This is a genomic window from Paenarthrobacter sp. AB444 (assembly GCF_028736865.1).
Taxonomy (GTDB): Bacteria; Actinomycetota; Actinomycetes; order Actinomycetales; family Micrococcaceae; genus Arthrobacter; species Arthrobacter nicotinovorans_B.
This window is the reverse complement of sequence record NZ_JAQZBY010000002.1, coordinates 170,653-185,156: the sequence shown is the minus strand read 5'-3', so window position 1 is coordinate 185,156 and position 14,504 is coordinate 170,653. Positions and strand designations below refer to the sequence as shown.

17 protein-coding genes and 1 tRNA gene are annotated in these 14,504 nt (G+C 62.1%); 13 read left to right on the top strand and 5 right to left on the bottom strand.

All coding sequences use genetic code 11. The features are described from left to right. The first annotated feature begins 39 nt into the window (after positions 1-39). The 6 genes from PQ627_RS04285 to PQ627_RS04260 all read left to right on the top strand — a co-directional run bounded on the left by PQ627_RS04285 (position 40) and on the right by PQ627_RS04260 (position 6,499). On the top strand, positions 40-1,545 hold the full coding sequence (locus tag PQ627_RS04285; protein WP_274258715.1) for a bifunctional phosphatase PAP2/diacylglycerol kinase family protein: 1,506 nt from the start codon (positions 40-42) through the stop codon (positions 1,543-1,545). 152 nt (positions 1,546-1,697) lie between these two features. Continuing rightward, positions 1,698-2,639 carry an ABC transporter ATP-binding protein gene (locus tag PQ627_RS04280; protein WP_144660326.1) on the top strand — a complete coding sequence of 314 codons (942 nt, stop codon included), beginning with the start codon at positions 1,698-1,700 and terminating at the stop codon, positions 2,637-2,639. Positions 2,640-2,644: 5 nt separating this feature from the next. Further along, entirely contained in the window at positions 2,645-3,544 is a 900-nt protein-coding gene (locus PQ627_RS04275; protein ID WP_144660328.1) for an ABC transporter permease, read from the top strand. Between the two features lie 26 nt (positions 3,545-3,570). Next, complete coding sequence (locus tag PQ627_RS04270) at positions 3,571-4,860, top strand: sensor histidine kinase (RefSeq protein WP_144660331.1); 1,290 nt, start codon at positions 3,571-3,573, stop codon at positions 4,858-4,860. Beyond that, positions 4,857-5,546 (top strand): response regulator, encoded by a 690-nt coding sequence (locus PQ627_RS04265; RefSeq protein ID WP_274258710.1) that lies wholly within the window; start codon positions 4,857-4,859, stop codon positions 5,544-5,546. Before PQ627_RS04270 ends, PQ627_RS04265 begins: the two co-directional genes overlap by 4 nt. Positions 5,547-5,611: 65 nt before the next feature. Beyond that, positions 5,612-6,499, top strand: a complete 888-nt coding sequence (locus tag PQ627_RS04260) for an intradiol ring-cleavage dioxygenase (RefSeq protein WP_274258708.1) — start codon at positions 5,612-5,614, stop codon at positions 6,497-6,499. Between the two features lie 16 nt (positions 6,500-6,515). On the opposite strand, the gene PQ627_RS04255 is transcribed toward PQ627_RS04260, so the two are convergent. Further along, positions 6,516-7,019 carry a hypothetical protein gene (locus PQ627_RS04255; protein ID WP_274258706.1) on the bottom strand — a complete coding sequence of 168 codons (504 nt, stop codon included), beginning with the start codon at positions 7,017-7,019 and terminating at the stop codon, positions 6,516-6,518. Positions 7,020-7,022: 3 nt separating this feature from the next. Continuing rightward, positions 7,023-7,745 carry a FadR/GntR family transcriptional regulator gene (locus tag PQ627_RS04250; RefSeq protein WP_274258704.1) on the bottom strand — a complete coding sequence of 241 codons (723 nt, stop codon included), beginning with the start codon at positions 7,743-7,745 and terminating at the stop codon, positions 7,023-7,025. A gap of 182 nt (positions 7,746-7,927) precedes the next feature. Between PQ627_RS04250 and PQ627_RS04245 the strand changes: the two genes are divergently transcribed. Further along, on the top strand, positions 7,928-9,232 hold the full coding sequence (locus PQ627_RS04245) for a M18 family aminopeptidase (RefSeq protein ID WP_274258702.1): 1,305 nt from the start codon (positions 7,928-7,930) through the stop codon (positions 9,230-9,232). Positions 9,233-9,469: 237 nt separating this feature from the next. Next, positions 9,470-10,885, top strand: a complete 1,416-nt coding sequence (locus PQ627_RS04240) for an amino acid permease (protein ID WP_274258700.1) — start codon at positions 9,470-9,472, stop codon at positions 10,883-10,885. 84 nt (positions 10,886-10,969) lie between these two features. On the opposite strand, the gene PQ627_RS04235 is transcribed toward PQ627_RS04240, so the two are convergent. Together PQ627_RS04235 and PQ627_RS04230 are read right to left on the bottom strand one after the other, a co-directional pair. Next, positions 10,970-11,641 carry a DUF1345 domain-containing protein gene (locus tag PQ627_RS04235; RefSeq protein ID WP_274258698.1) on the bottom strand — a complete coding sequence of 224 codons (672 nt, stop codon included), beginning with the start codon at positions 11,639-11,641 and terminating at the stop codon, positions 10,970-10,972. Then, a complete protein-coding gene (locus PQ627_RS04230; protein ID WP_186313554.1) occupies positions 11,634-11,795 on the bottom strand; it encodes a hypothetical protein in 162 nt (53 codons plus the stop codon). Before PQ627_RS04230 ends, PQ627_RS04235 begins: the two co-directional genes overlap by 8 nt. A gap of 117 nt (positions 11,796-11,912) precedes the next feature. Here PQ627_RS04230 and PQ627_RS04225 point away from each other — a divergent pair. Continuing rightward, a tRNA-Leu gene (locus PQ627_RS04225) sits at positions 11,913-11,998 on the top strand. A 62-nt stretch (positions 11,999-12,060) separates the two neighbouring features. On the opposite strand, the gene PQ627_RS04220 is transcribed toward PQ627_RS04225, so the two are convergent. Further along, the gene (locus tag PQ627_RS04220) at positions 12,061-12,399 is read right to left on the bottom strand and encodes a YnfA family protein (RefSeq protein WP_144660347.1); all 339 of its coding nucleotides are present in this window, start codon (positions 12,397-12,399) and stop codon (positions 12,061-12,063) included. 239 nt (positions 12,400-12,638) lie between these two features. Between PQ627_RS04220 and rpsF the strand changes: the two genes are divergently transcribed. The 4 genes from rpsF (at position 12,639) to rplI (ending at position 14,405) form a co-directional block, all read left to right on the top strand. Then, positions 12,639-12,944, top strand: a complete 306-nt coding sequence (gene rpsF / locus PQ627_RS04215) for a 30S ribosomal protein S6 (protein WP_011776755.1) — start codon at positions 12,639-12,641, stop codon at positions 12,942-12,944. 50 nt (positions 12,945-12,994) lie between these two features. Further along, positions 12,995-13,567 carry a single-stranded DNA-binding protein gene (locus PQ627_RS04210; RefSeq protein WP_144660350.1) on the top strand — a complete coding sequence of 191 codons (573 nt, stop codon included), beginning with the start codon at positions 12,995-12,997 and terminating at the stop codon, positions 13,565-13,567. Between the two features lie 128 nt (positions 13,568-13,695). Next, on the top strand, positions 13,696-13,935 hold the full coding sequence (gene rpsR / locus PQ627_RS04205; RefSeq protein WP_003800144.1) for a 30S ribosomal protein S18: 240 nt from the start codon (positions 13,696-13,698) through the stop codon (positions 13,933-13,935). Between the two features lie 17 nt (positions 13,936-13,952). After that, positions 13,953-14,405: a 50S ribosomal protein L9 gene (gene rplI, locus PQ627_RS04200; protein ID WP_018778531.1), complete on the top strand. Its 453-nt coding sequence runs from the start codon at positions 13,953-13,955 to the stop codon at positions 14,403-14,405. The last annotated feature ends 99 nt before the right edge of the window (positions 14,406-14,504 follow it).

Here is a 14,504-nt window from a genome sequence, read left to right as displayed (position 1 = left end):
TGGCGGCCTTCCCACAGTGGCAGGCGATACTGTGAGGGGATGCGAGGCTTCGTGGCCAAGGGCCCCAAACGTGTTGAGCGACTCGACCACTTCCTGGTGCGGGCAGTATCCCGGCAGCCCCAGGGCGATCATGACGTCTTCTTCCGCCGACTCTCCGCCGCCGCAACCAAGGGAAAACTCTGGTTCGGTATCGCGGGGATTCTGGCGACGATGCCCGGCCGACCCCGCCGTGCCGCCCTCCATGGACTGCTTGCCTTGGGCGTGGCGTCAGGCGTCACCAATGTCATTTTCAAGCGTGCCCTGCCCCGGCGCCGTCCGCTGCCGGAGCATTTGCCGCTGTTCCGTTTCGTGAACCCGCAGCCCACCAGTTCCTCCATGCCATCCGGCCACTCAGCGTCGGCAGTGGCATTCGCGACGGGGGCAGGAATAGTCTCACCTGCGATTGGTGTAGCCCTGGCGCCCATTGCGGCCGGGGTTGCCTACTCCCGCGTGCATACCGGCGCCCACTGGCCTTCGGACGTTGTCTTCGGTTCCGCCCTGGGTGCCGGTGCAGCCCTCCTCACCCGGAAGTGGTGGCCCGCGCGGCCAGCCGAGCCGACTCCCCGCCGTACCCCGGCCGAGGTGCCGGCAATTCACGACGGCGAGGGGTTGAGTATTGCGGTCAACGTCCTGGGTGGGTCCTACTCCCCCGAAACCGGCGAACTCCTCCGAAAGATATTCCCTAAGGCCTATATACGGGAGATCTCAGAGGGTGAAGACGTCGCTGAGGAAATCAATGCCGCAGCAACCCGGCCGGGAACCGTCGCGCTGGGTGTGTGGGGCGGTGACGGAACGGTAGGAACGGCCGCGGCTGCCGCCGTCGAACATTCACTGCCTCTGGCGGTCCTGCCTGGCGGGACCCTTAACCACTTCGCCCGCGATCTTGGTGCCGGCTCCATCGAGGATGTCCTGGATGCCTTGGGCAATGGCCAAGGCGCATCCGTTGACCTGGGGCATGTGGTGGTGGAGCGTGGTCTGCCTGACATGCCGGAAGTCTCCGAACTGGCCATGCTGAATACCGCCAGCGTGGGCGTGTACCCCAACCTTGTCCGTCGTCGCGAGCGGCTCCAGCCCGCCATGGGCAAGCCGCTGGCAGGGGTGGTCGCATCCCTGCGGACCTTTGGCGTGAATTCGCCCACCACCCTCTTGGTGAACGGACAGCGGCACAAGCTGTGGATCCTCTACATGGGTCGCGGAAGGTTCTATCCCAGCGACCACGCCCCGCTGCGCCGCCCCGTGCTCGACGATGGCGTGTTCGACCTCCGCATGATCACAGCGGATGAACCGTTCGCGCGGGCACGCTTGCTGTGGGCAGTCATCACGGGCACGGTATCGGCATCGAAGGTGACCCACCTGACCGAGGCCACGGACATTACCGTGGAGGCAATTGGCCAACCGTTGGTGCTGGCCGTGGACGGTGAACCCAAGCCCGGAGTGCGCAAGGCGACCTTTACAGTGCAGCCCCGGGTTCTCAATGTCTATTCGCCACTGCCCGTAGCTGAGTAGTGCTGTCCTCCGGGGTCATCCGGGAGGACTACCCTGACTGAACCCTGAATCATCCCTGAGACAGGCGATTTACCTGCCCTCCCTGAGTAGCGTTGTGAGTACATTCAAAACTCATCTGCACGCTCATGTGCTCCGAGGAGGGGAACGCTTCCATGATCGAAGCAAAAGGCCTGACCAAGGTCTACGGCGAGAAGACGGCCGTCGGCGGTGTCAGTTTCACTGTCCAGGCTGGACGTGTGACGGGCTTCCTGGGCCCGAACGGCGCCGGTAAGTCCACCACAATGCGCATGATCATGGGACTGGACTCTCCCACGGCGGGCGACGTGAAGGTCAACGGCCTGCACTATGCGCAGCACAAGGCTCCCCTGCACCAGGTTGGGGCGCTCTTGGATGCCAAGGCCGTGCATACGAGCCGCAGCGCGTACAACCACCTGCTGGCCATGGCCGCCACCCACAGCATCCCCACCGCCCGCGTCCACGAGGTCATTGAAATGACCGGTCTCGGTGCTGTGGCGAAGAAGAAAGCCGGGGGGTTCTCCCTCGGCATGGGCCAGCGGCTGGGCATCGCCGCTGCGCTTTTGGGGGACCCGCAGACCCTGATCCTGGACGAGCCCGTCAACGGCCTCGACCCTGAAGGCGTTCTGTGGGTGCGCAACCTGGTGAAGTACCTCGCCAGCCAGGGGAAGACGGTTTTCCTGTCCTCGCACTTGATGAGTGAAATGGCACAGACTGCCGACCACCTGATCGTGATCGGCCGTGGCCGGATCATTGCGGATGCTCCTGTGAAGGACATCATCGCCGGTGCCCAGCAAGCCAAGACCCTGGTCCGCACGTCTGCCGCCAGCCAGTTGTCGGCCCTCCTCGTCGGCGATGGCGTGCGGGTGGACCAGAGCCAGACGGAAACCCTGGAAGTGGTGGGCCTGCAGCCTCGCGAGATCGCCCAAGTGGCCCTGGACAACAACGTCCTGGTCTACGAACTGACGCCGCAGGTTTCCTCGCTGGAGGATGCCTACTTCAATCTCACCAAGGACGAAGTGGAGTACCAATCCCATATGTCCGGTCAGCCTGTCACTGCTGCACAGGAAGGAAAGTAAGGACAATGAGCACCATGACTGAAAACCGCACCAATGCACCAGCCCACGCATCGGCTGGCGTTCGCGGCGTTACTTTTGGGGGAGTCGTCAGGTCCGAATGGATCAAGCTCCGCTCGTTGACGTCCACCGTGATCCTCCTTGCTGTCACACTGATTGCCACGGTGGGGGTGGGCGCTCTTGCCGTTTTGATCCGTTATACGTTCCTTGACCAGATGATCAAGCAGGCCAAGGACGCCGGCCAGCCTGTCACCGGGGAAATGTTGACCAAGTCCTTCCCTCCGGGTTCCGGCTTCGACCTTTACAACCTGCCCAACGCCGGCATCCAGATCGGCACCCTGGTCCTAGGCTCTCTCGCAGTGTTGTTCATTTCTTCCGAGTACGCCACGGGCATGATCCGCTCCACCATGAACGCGGTGCCCAAGCGCATTCCCGCCTTTGCGGCCAAGGCACTGCTCCTTGTGGTCATCTCCTACGTCATCACCACGATCGCGGCGGTGCTCACCTTCCTGATCGCCATGCCTGTTTTCCAGGGCTTGGACATTGATCTCACCTGGTCCACTGACGGCGTCATCTACAGCATCTTCACCGGCGGCCTGTATGTCGCCGGCGTCGCGCTCATTGGACTGTCGTTGGGAACCCTTCTGCGTAACTCCGCCGGTGGCGTCACCGTGCTGGTGGCACTGTTCTTCGTCCTGTCGATTGCTTCCGGATTCCTGTCACTGGTGCCGGGCGACTTCTGGAAGTACGTACCCCAGTACATCCCCAGTGAGGCAGGGGGCAGGTTCCTCGCCATCGGACACACAGACGGCGTCATTGACCCGTGGCAGGGTGGCTTGATCTTCCTGGGCTACGTGCTGCTGTTCCTGATTCCGGCGGTGTTCGCCATCAAGAAGCGGGACGTCTAAGACGCCCAGCCGTCTAGGCTCAATCCATGACTGAAGCTCCACAGGTGAAGGACGCGCCGGCCACCGTGGCCGACGCGTCCTTTGCCGAAATCGCCCAGCGCCGCAGGGGCAGGATCCGGCGCTTCTTCTTCAGGCGTCCCCGTGCCATGGACGCGGTAGTGGTGCTCTGCTACGTACTCCTGGCGTTGCCCACCATCATTTCCTCGATCGGGGAGGGCAAGTGGCTCGTCGTGGCCATACTCCTTCTGATTGCCCTGGCGTTGGTCTTCCGGCGACAGTTCCCGCTCCAGGTGGTGCTCGCCGTCGCGCTTTTGGAAGTTTCTGCCACCATCCTGAACCCGTGGGGGTCCAATGTTTCCGCGGGCCTTTGGTTCGCGCTCTACGCCGTGGCGTCCCTCCGTAAGCGTGGCATCACTTTCGTTGTTTTTGTGGCGGCCAGCCTGCCCTTGAGCCTTCTCTACCTGTTTATGTGGACAAGTCCTGCCCAGACTGACACGCTGCAGGACCTCCCGGAGAATTTCCACCTCATCAACAACATCGCCACAGCGGTGACCATCATGTTGTCGAACCTCCTGGCAACCGGCATCGGCATCTCCGTCCGACAGCGTCGCGAACACGAAGCGGAAATAGCGGAGTGGGCTGCCCGGACCACACGGCTCGGCAAAGTCACCGAGCGCAACCGCATCGCCCGCGAAATGCACGACGTCGTGGCCCACTCTTTGACGGTGATGATCAGTCTCTCGGACGGTGCGGCAGTTGTGGTCAAGAAGGATCCGGAACGCGCCGGCGAAGTCCTCAGCGAGCTTTCGCGCACCGGACGCACCGCCTTGGCGGACATGCGCCGCGTTCTCGGTGTACTGCGCGATGATTCCGGGCGTCCTGCGCCACTTACGCCGCTTGAGTCCGGCTACAACCTCGCGAAGCTTCTTGAGGGGTTCCGCACGGCCGGCCTCCCGCTGCACTATGCCCACACCGGCCCGGCCTTGCCGGCCGATCCCGCCTTCGAGCTCACGGTCTACAGAATCGTGCAGGAGTCGCTGACGAACGTTTTGCGATACGGCCGATCGCTCAGCCGGGTGGACGTGCTGGTGGCCCGCGACGGCGATGTGGTCACCATTGACGTGCTCGACGACGGCCGCGGAACCCGGGATGGGGGCAGCGAATCGATAGGCAGCCTGGGCGCGGGCCTGGGCATCGCGGGGATGAACGAACGCGCGGGAATCTATGCTGGAATTGTTACCGCCGGTCCAGGAAAAAGAGGGGGTTGGGCGGTGCACGCCGATCTCCACTGGAACGGCGAAAAGGGGGAATCATGACCGATGACATTAAAGTGCTGCTCGTCGATGACCAGCCGCTGCTCAGGATGGGCTTCCGGCTCATCCTGGAAGGCGAAGAAGACTTCCACGTCGTGGGCGAGGCATCCGACGGTGCTGACGCCGTCCGCCAAGTCGAAGCCCTGCAGCCCGATGTGGTGCTCATGGACGTGCGCATGCTCTCCATGGACGGGATCGAGGCAACGCGCCGCATCTCCGAGTCCGGTTCCGACGCGCGGGTCATTATCCTTACGACGTTCGATCTGGATGAGTACGCCTTCACAGGTCTGCAGGCCGGTGCCTCTGCCTTCCTGCTCAAGGATGTTGCCCCGGCGGAGCTCGTGCACGCCGTACGGCTGGTGGCCAGCGGTGACGCCGTCGTTGCTCCGCGGGTGACCCAACGACTCCTGGAAACGTATGTCCGCGGCGGTGCCGTTCCTGGTAACGCACCCTCCCCGCATCGGGACCCGTTGCTGGACGAACTCACCCCCCGGGAAACCGAAATCCTGACGACCATCGCTGAGGGCCTGTCCAACGCGGAGATCGCACACAAGTTTTTCCTTTCCGAGGCCACCGTGAAGACGCATGTCCGCCGGATCCTGAGCAAGCTGCAGTTGCGGGACCGCGTGCAAGTGGTGGTGTATGCCTACGAGACCGGACTGGTTGTTCCGAGCAACCCGGACTACTGACCTTTCACAGCCCGGCCACAGTCTGACCATGTACAAGGCACAGGGGCTGCGGGTTTGATGGAAGCATGACCAAGCCCCATCCCTACCACGACAAAGGATTGGAGTTCGACCTCTCCACGTTGCTGAGTCGTCGCCGCACTCTGGGCGTCCTTCTCGGCAGCGGAGCCGCTGCCGCACTTGCGGCCTGCACGCCGGGCACGGAAGGTGGCAGCGCATCGCCGTCGGGCACCTCCAGCGCTACCGTCACCCCATCGGAAAGTACGACGGCGGCCGCCTCACCGTCGTCGCAGGCGAGCAGCACCGTAACGCGTGCGTTCGCCGAATGCGGGGTGGAGATCCCCGAGGAAACGCTGGGTCCCTACCCGGGGGACGGATCGAACGGGCCCAACGTGCTGGAGGCTTCCGGGGTTGTCCGGCGCGACATCAGATCCAGCTTCGGAACGTCCAGTACCAAGGCGGCAGGTGTGCCCCTGACTGTCACTTTGACGCTGCTGGACAATGCGAACGGGTGCTCTCCGCTGGCGGGCGCCGCAGTGTACGTCTGGCATTGCGACCAGAACGGCAAATATTCGCTCTATGATTCCGGACTGGAAAACGAAAACTACCTCCGGGGCGTGCAGGAGGCCGATGCCAACGGACAGCTCACTTTCAGCACAATCTTCCCGGGAGCGTACATGGGGCGCTGGCCCCATATTCACTTCGAGGTATTTGAGTCCATGAGCAACACCAGCGCCGCAGGCCAGGTACTTGCCGTCTCGCAGATCGCACTGACGGAGAGCGCCTGCAAAGCCGTGTATGCGACTGACGGCTACGAGAACAGCGCCCGCAGTTTCCCGAAAACCACACTGACCTCCGACAACGTCTTTGGTGACGACGGAGGCATATACCAGCTGGCGACTATTTCATGCTCCGTGCAGGGTGGATACACGGCGGCCCTGAACGTCACCGTTTAGCGGGCGGCAGCCGGAACTAGTAGACCACTTGGACGGCGAAAGCGTCTTCGTCTTCCTGCAGGCTTGATGCGGCGGCTGCGGCAGCTGCACGGGGAATCTGGTCAAAGGCAGGGACGTGAACCACGGAGCCTGGAACCTCGTCGATGGACACCACGATTTTCCCGTCGGCCGCTTCCTGGATCCGTGCCGTCAGCTGCACCTGGTTCTTTTGCCTTTGACGCAGGGTCGTGGGCCTGCAGAGTGAGTAGAAGGGCGTGGCCCTGTAGCGCGCACCTTTGGGAAGGTCGCACTGGATAATGCTGGACTCTTCGAGAATCCCGAGGTTGACGATGAGGGTATCCCTGCAGACGTCGACCTCAGCCAGGATGTCCTTCAACCTGCTGGCTCCGTTGCGGGCCAGGTAGCTGATGATCTGGGCGTGAAGGCGGGTACGTCGGTCGCGGACAGCTGCAGACGGGCCCGTCGATTGAGGTTCGGGTTCTGCTGGCGGGCCGCTTTGTGGCATGGTGCTGGCTTTCATATCTCAGGCCCTGGTCGGGGCGCTTTGTGGGGCGGTGACTGATTCCAGGGTGTGTTCCACGCCCTGGAGGTGCAGCATCATGGCCAGAGTTGCTTCATCTGCTGAGCCGCGCTCAATGGCCGCAAGGATCGCCGCGTGCTCGACGCCGGATTCCTCGCGGCGGTCTATCACCTGGTTCAGGGTTTGGGACTGCTTGGCCATCGCGTCCTCGATGTCCGCCTGCATGGTCGCAAACACGCCGTTGCCGCTGGCTCTGGCGATCCTGGCGTGGAATTCGGAATTCAAGGCCACCCACTGCTGGAGTTCGTCCTCGACGGCCATGGCGTCCAGAATTTCCCGCAGGCCTTGCAGATCTTCTTCGGTGCGTCGCTGTGCGGCCAGGCCCGCAGCCGGGATTTCAATATGGGGCCGGGCTTCCAGCAGCTGGCGGGCCGAGTATTTGCCGAGGCGCAAGTCATTGATCACTTGGTCTGACACCACAAAGGTGCCCTTGCCGGTTTTTGTTGACGTGAGTCCAAGCGAAGCCAGCGACCGCAGGGCTTCACGGACCATGGTCCGGGACACTCCGAAGCGCTGGGCCAGCATCGATTCCGACTCCAGTTTGGTTCCGACTGGAATTTGTCCGTTTTGGATTGCCTCCCGCAGCGCGGCCAGAACGCCTTCAGCCGCACCAACCCGCACCACGGGACCCTGACCAGCTGTCCAGCTGTCCAACAGGTTGTTCATGCCCTGACCTTGCCACGACGCCCGACCAACGGTCAAGGGTGATCCGGAAACATGTCACGGGCAGGTTTCCTTAAGACCACTGGCTTCCCGGGGTGGTCATGGGTTGGACGAAACCCGCTCCTGCCACGGCGGGTACCTCGGCCAGGGCCGGGCGGCGAACCCGTCGGGCTAGACTCGGGAGCATGCCTTCAAACGCTTCCGCAGCAGTTGACCATGTCCAGGATCTCGCCGCGTATGTGTCGGCCTCGCCGTCGAGTTTTCACGCAGTACACGAGGCCGCGCGTCGCCTCGACGCTGCCGGCTTTGTCGGCCTTGATGAAGCACAGGCCTGGGAAGGTGGTTCCGGCAGCTTCTACGTGATCCGCGACGGCGCCCTCATTGCCTGGGTGACGCCGGAAAATGCCGGTCCGACCACGGCTTTCAACATCCTTGGCGCGCACACAGACTCGCCGTCGTTCAAATTGAAGCCGAAGCCCACCACGGGCAAATTCGGCTGGCTCCAGGCAGGGGTGGAGGTTTACGGCGGGCCTCTCCTGAATTCATGGCTGGACCGTGAACTGCAGCTCGCCGGCCGATTGGTGATGCGCGATGGAACCCAGCACCTCACATCCACCGGGCCCCTCCTGCGCTTTCCCCAGTTGGCCATTCATTTGGACCGTGCGGTTAACGACGGCCTCACCCTTTCAAAGCAGCAGCACATGAACCCGATCTTTGGCTTGGGCGACCCCGCCGGGGAAGACCTGCTCGGCCTGCTTGCCTCGCGCGTCCAAGGCGCCTCCGTGGATGCTTCGGAAATTGGCGGGTACGACGTCGTGGTGGCAGACACGCAGGCACCGGCAGTTTTCGGGGCCAACAGTGAGTTCTTCGCCTCGGGTCGCCTGGACAACCTTTCGTCGACGCACGCTGGGTTGGCGGCACTGCTGGGCCATGCTGCTTCCGCCCCCGCCGACGGTCCCATCGCTGTTCTTGCCGCCTTTGATCATGAGGAGATCGGCTCGAACTCCCGTTCCGGCGCCTGCGGGCCGATTCTGGAGGACATCCTGACCAGGATTTCCGACGGTCTCGGCGCTTCGGTGAGCCAACGGCGGCAGGCCCTCTCGGCGTCGTTCTGTGTTTCCGCGGACGCCGGCCACGCAGTCCACCCGAACTATGCAGAGCGGCACGATCCCGCAAACCGTCCACTGCTCAACGGCGGACCCTTGTTGAAGATCAACGCCAACCAGCGCTACGCCACGGATGCCACGGGCGCTGCCTTCTGGGCGCGCCTCTGCGATGAGTCGGGTGTCGCCTACCAGGAGTTCGTGTCCAACAACGACATCCCGTGTGGTTCGACCATTGGGCCGCTGACCGCGACGCGGCTGGGCATCCGGACCGTCGACGTGGGTATCCCGCTGCTGTCCATGCACTCGGCCCGGGAGCTGTGTGGCGTGCAGGATCCGTACTCCTTGGCGCGGGTGGTGGAGGGCTTCTTCGCTACGGCTGTGTGATCCGAGCCACGGCCGCAAGCCTCAAGGGGTCGTTTCAGGCTCGTTTCGATTGTGCTCCCGGGTAAACGTCTGATGCCTAAAATCATACTTTTTGTGCATCGCGCCGTTTTGCGGTGGCGAAAAATGTAAGTTTGCACAGGATGCTGACGATGGGTGCTGGCTACTGTGGGTAAGCCAAGTGGTCCACCGCACATCCAACGGGGGCCTTTCCAAGAACACTAAGGACGGCGACGTTCGATGCACGCTGACCAACAGCTTTCAAAATCCCTGAAGCCCCGCCACCTCTCCATGATCGCGATTGCCGGCGTCATTGGAGCCGGACTGTTCGTGGGCTCCGGCGCGGCTATCCAACAGGCCGGCCCCGGCATCCTGCTCGCTTACTTGGCTGCAGGCTTGGTAGTCATCCTTGTCATGCGCATGTTGGGGGAGATGGCTGCTGCCAACCCCGAAACGGGATCTTTTTCCACATACGCCGATAAGGCCCTTGGCCGCTGGGCGGGGTTCAGTATTGGCTGGCTCTATGCCTGGTTTTGGATCATCGTCCTCGGTATTGAGGCAACGGCGGGAGCCGCCATCATGCACCGCTGGGTTCCCGGCGTTGATCAGTGGGTCTGGGCCTTGGTTCTCATGGTGCTCTTGACCCTGACCAACCTCGGATCCGTGAAGTCCTACGGTGAGTTCGAATTCTGGTTCGCCTCCATCAAAGTCGCCGCGATCGTCATCTTCCTCCTCGCGGGAATCGTTGCGATCCTGGGGCTGATGCCGGGCGTATCCGCACCGGGAGTTGCCAACCTCCTGGACCAGGGCGGCTTCATGCCCAACGGCCCGGGTGCCGTGCTCGCGGGCATTCTCGTGGTGGTCTTCTCCTTCTTCGGAGCTGAAATTGCCACCATTGCCGCGGGCGAATCCGAGAACCCGGTAGATGCCGTCAAGAAGGCCGTGAAGTCCACTGTCTGGCGCATCCTCATCTTCTACATCGGATCCATCGCCATCGTGGTGACCCTCCTGCCGTGGAACGATGCTTCGGTTGCCAAGAGCCCGTACGTCGCGGTCATCGAGCTGTATGGCATCCCGGGCGCCGGCACCATCATGGACATCGTGGTGCTTACCTCGGTGCTTTCCTGCCTCAACTCGGGGCTTTACACCGCAAGCCGCATGTTGTTCTCGCTCTCCCAGCGCGGAGACGCTCCCAGGTCCTGGATGAAGATCTCCAAGCGTGGTGTTCCGGCCGCAGCGGTGCTTGCTTCCACCGTGGTGGGGTTCATTACGGTCGGTTTGAACTACATTGCCCCGGACACTGTCTTCCTGTTCCTCGTGAACACCTCCGGTGCCATAGCCCTGTTCGTGTGGCTTGTCATCGCGACCTCCCAGCTCATCCTTCGCAAGCGCATGGGGGCAGCCGCAAAGGACATGGAGCTCAAAATGTGGTTCTTCCCGTACCTCACGTGGATCGCCATCGGGGCGATCGTGGCGCTCGTCATCGGCATGGTCATCATTGAATCCACGCGCGAGTCGCTTTTCCTGTCGCTGGCCCTGGCCGCTGTTGTGGTTGCCATCGGAGTGTTCCGGTATCGCCGAAATGGCGGCAGCCCTGCTGTGGCGACCAACGCGGAAGCCGAGCGCGAGGAGATCGGTTCCGGACCGGCGTCGTAAGCGCTCTTCTGCTGCGGGGCAGCTGCCGTCAACGTACGACGGCGGCTGCCCCGCTGTGCATTTCGGCCCGCTTGGCCTTCCTTGTTACTGGGCCAGCCCAATCACCAGGTTGATCGTGACTGCCAGAACGACAGTGCCGAACAGGTATGAAAGCAGGCTGTGCTTCAGTGCCTCGGCGCGGATCCGGTGGTTTTCCAGGTTGGTGTCGGATACCTGGTAGGTCATGCCAAGGCTCGTGGCCAGGTAGGCGAAATCCGTGTACTGGGGGCGTCGTTCCTGGTTGAAGCTGATGCCGCCCACTTGTCCTCCTGCGTCTTTTGCAGGGCTGTAGTAGAGCTCGGCGTAGCGGAGGGTGAAGAGGGTCTGCACCAGCATCCAGGACAGTGCAACGCACACAAGCGCCAGCGCTCCCGACGAAAGCCGGGACCCGTTGTCTTCAGTGTGGGAGTTGACGATCACTGCCGCCGCTGCGGCAATACTGGCCAGGTTCGCGATAAGGATCAGGAGGTCCGTTACCCCGCGCGATGGGTCCTCGGAGGTGGCATGTTGCTCTGTTTCGGCGGGATCCATCCGGGCAATCACCAACCAGACCCAGGCCACGTAAATCAGTGCCGCCGTCGCCCATCCGACTGCCGGGGCATCCACCCAGCTCCCCGTCATCCCGGTGTAGAGGAATGTTGCGGTGCCGGCCACCAGCATGGCGACAAAGCGCAGCCTGCTGCGCCGGACCCTGGTGTTCTCCACAGCCTTAGTCATTGGGGTTCCCGGGCGAGCCTGCCTTGTCGGTGAGTTTCGATGCCTGGAGGATGCCATCCCGCACCCCGGCACGAACCACGAAGTACAGGGCGTAGAGGGCAATCGCGGCGAAAACAATGGTCAGGACCAGGTTATTCAACGGGGTGGCGTCCATCCAGCCACTCTAACGGGGTGCCTTCCTTTGGACAGGAATCTGCGAATCGGCCCTGTTCGTGTTACTGTCTTTGTCGCTGTCAAGGAGAAAAACGAAAGCGCTTCTCCTGATCACCTTGCGCGGGTGGCGGAATGGCAGACGCGCTAGCTTGAGGTGCTAGTCCTCGAAAGGGGGTGGGGGTTCAAGTCCCCCTCCGCGCACCAAGGGAAGCCCTGGAAGGTCGTTGATCTTCCAGGGCTTCTGTCGTTTCCTGGGGCGACCGGCGTCACGCTCCCGTCCGCGGCGCGAACATGATGACGCCGACGCCCACGATGCAGATCGCTGCTCCGATGACATCCCAGCGGTCCGGCCGGAAGCCGTCCATCAGCATTCCCCAGGCCAGCGACCCGGCGATGAAGACCCCGCCGTACGCAGCAAGCACCCGGCCAAAGTGCGCCTCCGGCTGGAAGGCGGCGAAGAAACCGTAGATTCCCAAGGCCACAACGCCAAGTCCGGCCCACCACCAGGCCTTGCCTTCGCGGACGGCCTGCCAGATCAGCCAAGCTCCGCCGATCTCGGCCACTGCGGCCAGGGCGAAGAGGACGATGGACTTCAGGATGGTCATTGCTCCAGTATTCCCTGCCACCAAGCCCGCCCAAGCGGTTATCCACATACGGCAACAAGCCCGTTTCCGCCGGGGATCCCCTCGAATAGCTTTGAGTGCAGGAGATGCACTAAGATATTGAAGTCTGTGTTACGCCCTCCTTCCGAATCTTCGGCGGGGGAGCGCTGCACAGCATCGCAAATGAACCTCCTGTTACGGAAATACCGTAACCGCTTAGCCCAAAGGAGGTGGGTTCACATATGCGTCCTTACGAATTGATGGTAATCATCGACCCCGAGGTCGAAGAGCGTACCGTAGAGTCGTCGCTTCAGAAGTTCCTTAATGTCATCACCACCGATGGTGGAACCATCGAGAAGGTTGACATCTGGGGCCGTCGCCGCCTGGCATACGACATCAAGAAGAAGTCCGAAGGTATCTACGCCGTGGTGAACTTCACCGCTGCTCCGGCTACCGCCAAGGAACTTGATCGCCAGCTGTCTCTGAACGAGACGATCATGCGCACCAAGATCATCCGCCCCGAAGACCAGAAGGTTGTTGCTGAGTAATCAGCCCCTTCCAGATCTTTACCCCGCAGGAACGAACAAGGAGGCAGTAGATGGCAGGCGAAACCACTATTACGGTCATTGGTAACCTCACCAACGACCCGGAGCTGCGGTTCACCCCGTCTGGCTCGGCAGTAGCGAACTTCACCATCGCTTCTACTCCCCGGACCTTTGACCGCCAGTCCAATGAATGGAAGGACGGGGAAACCCTGTTCCTTCGCGCATCGGTATGGCGCGAAGCAGCTGAAAACGTGGCCGAATCCCTCACCAAGGGCATGCGCGTCATCGTTTCCGGCCGTTTGAAGAGCCGTTCCTACGAAACCAAAGAAGGCGAAAAGCGCACCGTTATCGAGCTTGAGGTCGACGAAATCGGCCCCAGCTTGCGTTACGCAAACGCCAAGGTCAACCGTACCCAGCGCTCCGGCGGTGGACAGGGTGGCTTCGGCGGAGGCAACTCCGGGGGCTTTGGAGGTGGCGCTCCCGGTGGAAACCAGGGCGGCGGCAACTCCGGTGGAGGTTGGGGCGGCAACCAGTCCGCACAGCAGCAGGATGACCCTTGGGCTACGCCCGGTGTCAGCAACGCTGGCGGCTGGGGCAACGGCCCTGATTCCGAACCTCCCTTCTAAACACCTAACAAAAGTCCGACGCCGGACGCTCACCGGGACTGCCGAAAGGCACCTTGGTGATCACCGCCGTCGAACACCACCATCCCGTGGATCAATATCCACGGGCTCCATAGAAAAGGAGCTCCACGATGGCTAAGGCTGAACTCCGTAAGCCCAAACCAAAGTCCAACCCCTTGAAGGCCGCTGACATCACTGTCATCGACTACAAGGACGTAGCATTGCTGCGCAAGTTCATCTCCGACCGCGGAAAGATCCGTGCTCGTCGCGTTACTGGCGTTACCGTTCAGGAACAGCGCAAGATCGCCCAGGCAATCAAGAACGCCCGCGAAGTTGCTCTGCTGCCTTACTCCGGCGCTGGCCGCGGCTAAGGAAGGGATTAACTAACATGGCAAAGCTCATTCTGACCCACGAAGTAACCGGTCTCGGTGCTGCTGGCGACGTTGTCGAGGTCAAGGACGGTTACGCACGTAACTTCCTGCTGCCCCGCGGCTTCGCCCTGACCTGGTCGAAGGGTGGCGAGAAGCAGGTTGAGTCCATCAAGGCTGCCCGCGCTGCTCGTGCCCACGCTTCTGTTGAAGCTGCACAGGCACAGGCCCAGGCTCTGTCCTCCAAGAAGGTCAAGCTCGAGGTGAAGGCCGGCGAGTCCGGTCGTCTCTTCGGTACCGTCAAGCCGGCCGATGTCGCTGCTGCTGTTGAGGCCGCTGGCCTTGGCGCCATCGACAAGCGCAACGTTGAACTGCCGAACCACATCAAGTCTGTCGGTTCGTACCAGGCCAACGTTCGCCTGCACGAGGATGTTTCTGCTGTTATCGACCTCGAGGTCGTTGCCAGCAAGTAGCGCAGGGTTCCCTGAGACCGAGCTTGCGAGGTTTTAGGGAGCGTTACGCAGCGCAAGTAGTCTCTGACTGCATCCAAAGAACCCCGTTGCCGGATTCCG

What these genes read in the sequence shown, in the direction of transcription:
- PQ627_RS04260 (WP_274258708.1), top strand. Translation starts at nt 5,612, where the DNA reads ATGACCAAGCCCCATCCCTACCACGACAAAGGATTGGAGTTCGACCTC.
- rplI (WP_018778531.1), top strand. Translation starts at nt 13,953, where the DNA reads ATGGCAAAGCTCATTCTGACCCACGAAGTAACCGGTCTCGGTGCTGCT.
- PQ627_RS04235 (WP_274258698.1), bottom strand. Translation starts at nt 11,641, where the DNA reads ATGACTAAGGCTGTGGAGAACACCAGGGTCCGGCGCAGCAGGCTGCGC.
- PQ627_RS04230 (WP_186313554.1), bottom strand. Translation starts at nt 11,795, where the DNA reads ATGGACGCCACCCCGTTGAATAACCTGGTCCTGACCATTGTTTTCGCC.
- PQ627_RS04275 (WP_144660328.1), top strand. Translation starts at nt 2,645, where the DNA reads ATGAGCACCATGACTGAAAACCGCACCAATGCACCAGCCCACGCATCG.
- PQ627_RS04265 (WP_274258710.1), top strand. Translation starts at nt 4,857, where the DNA reads ATGACCGATGACATTAAAGTGCTGCTCGTCGATGACCAGCCGCTGCTC.
- PQ627_RS04220 (WP_144660347.1), bottom strand. Translation starts at nt 12,399, where the DNA reads ATGACCATCCTGAAGTCCATCGTCCTCTTCGCCCTGGCCGCAGTGGCC.
- rpsR (WP_003800144.1), top strand. Translation starts at nt 13,696, where the DNA reads ATGGCTAAGGCTGAACTCCGTAAGCCCAAACCAAAGTCCAACCCCTTG.
- PQ627_RS04245 (WP_274258702.1), top strand. Translation starts at nt 7,928, where the DNA reads ATGCCTTCAAACGCTTCCGCAGCAGTTGACCATGTCCAGGATCTCGCC.
- PQ627_RS04255 (WP_274258706.1), bottom strand. Translation starts at nt 7,019, where the DNA reads ATGAAAGCCAGCACCATGCCACAAAGCGGCCCGCCAGCAGAACCCGAA.
- PQ627_RS04210 (WP_144660350.1), top strand. Translation starts at nt 12,995, where the DNA reads ATGGCAGGCGAAACCACTATTACGGTCATTGGTAACCTCACCAACGAC.
- PQ627_RS04270 (WP_144660331.1), top strand. Translation starts at nt 3,571, where the DNA reads ATGACTGAAGCTCCACAGGTGAAGGACGCGCCGGCCACCGTGGCCGAC.
- rpsF (WP_011776755.1), top strand. Translation starts at nt 12,639, where the DNA reads ATGCGTCCTTACGAATTGATGGTAATCATCGACCCCGAGGTCGAAGAG.
- PQ627_RS04285 (WP_274258715.1), top strand. Translation starts at nt 40, where the DNA reads ATGCGAGGCTTCGTGGCCAAGGGCCCCAAACGTGTTGAGCGACTCGAC.
- PQ627_RS04280 (WP_144660326.1), top strand. Translation starts at nt 1,698, where the DNA reads ATGATCGAAGCAAAAGGCCTGACCAAGGTCTACGGCGAGAAGACGGCC.
- PQ627_RS04250 (WP_274258704.1), bottom strand. Translation starts at nt 7,745, where the DNA reads ATGAACAACCTGTTGGACAGCTGGACAGCTGGTCAGGGTCCCGTGGTG.
- PQ627_RS04240 (WP_274258700.1), top strand. Translation starts at nt 9,470, where the DNA reads ATGCACGCTGACCAACAGCTTTCAAAATCCCTGAAGCCCCGCCACCTC.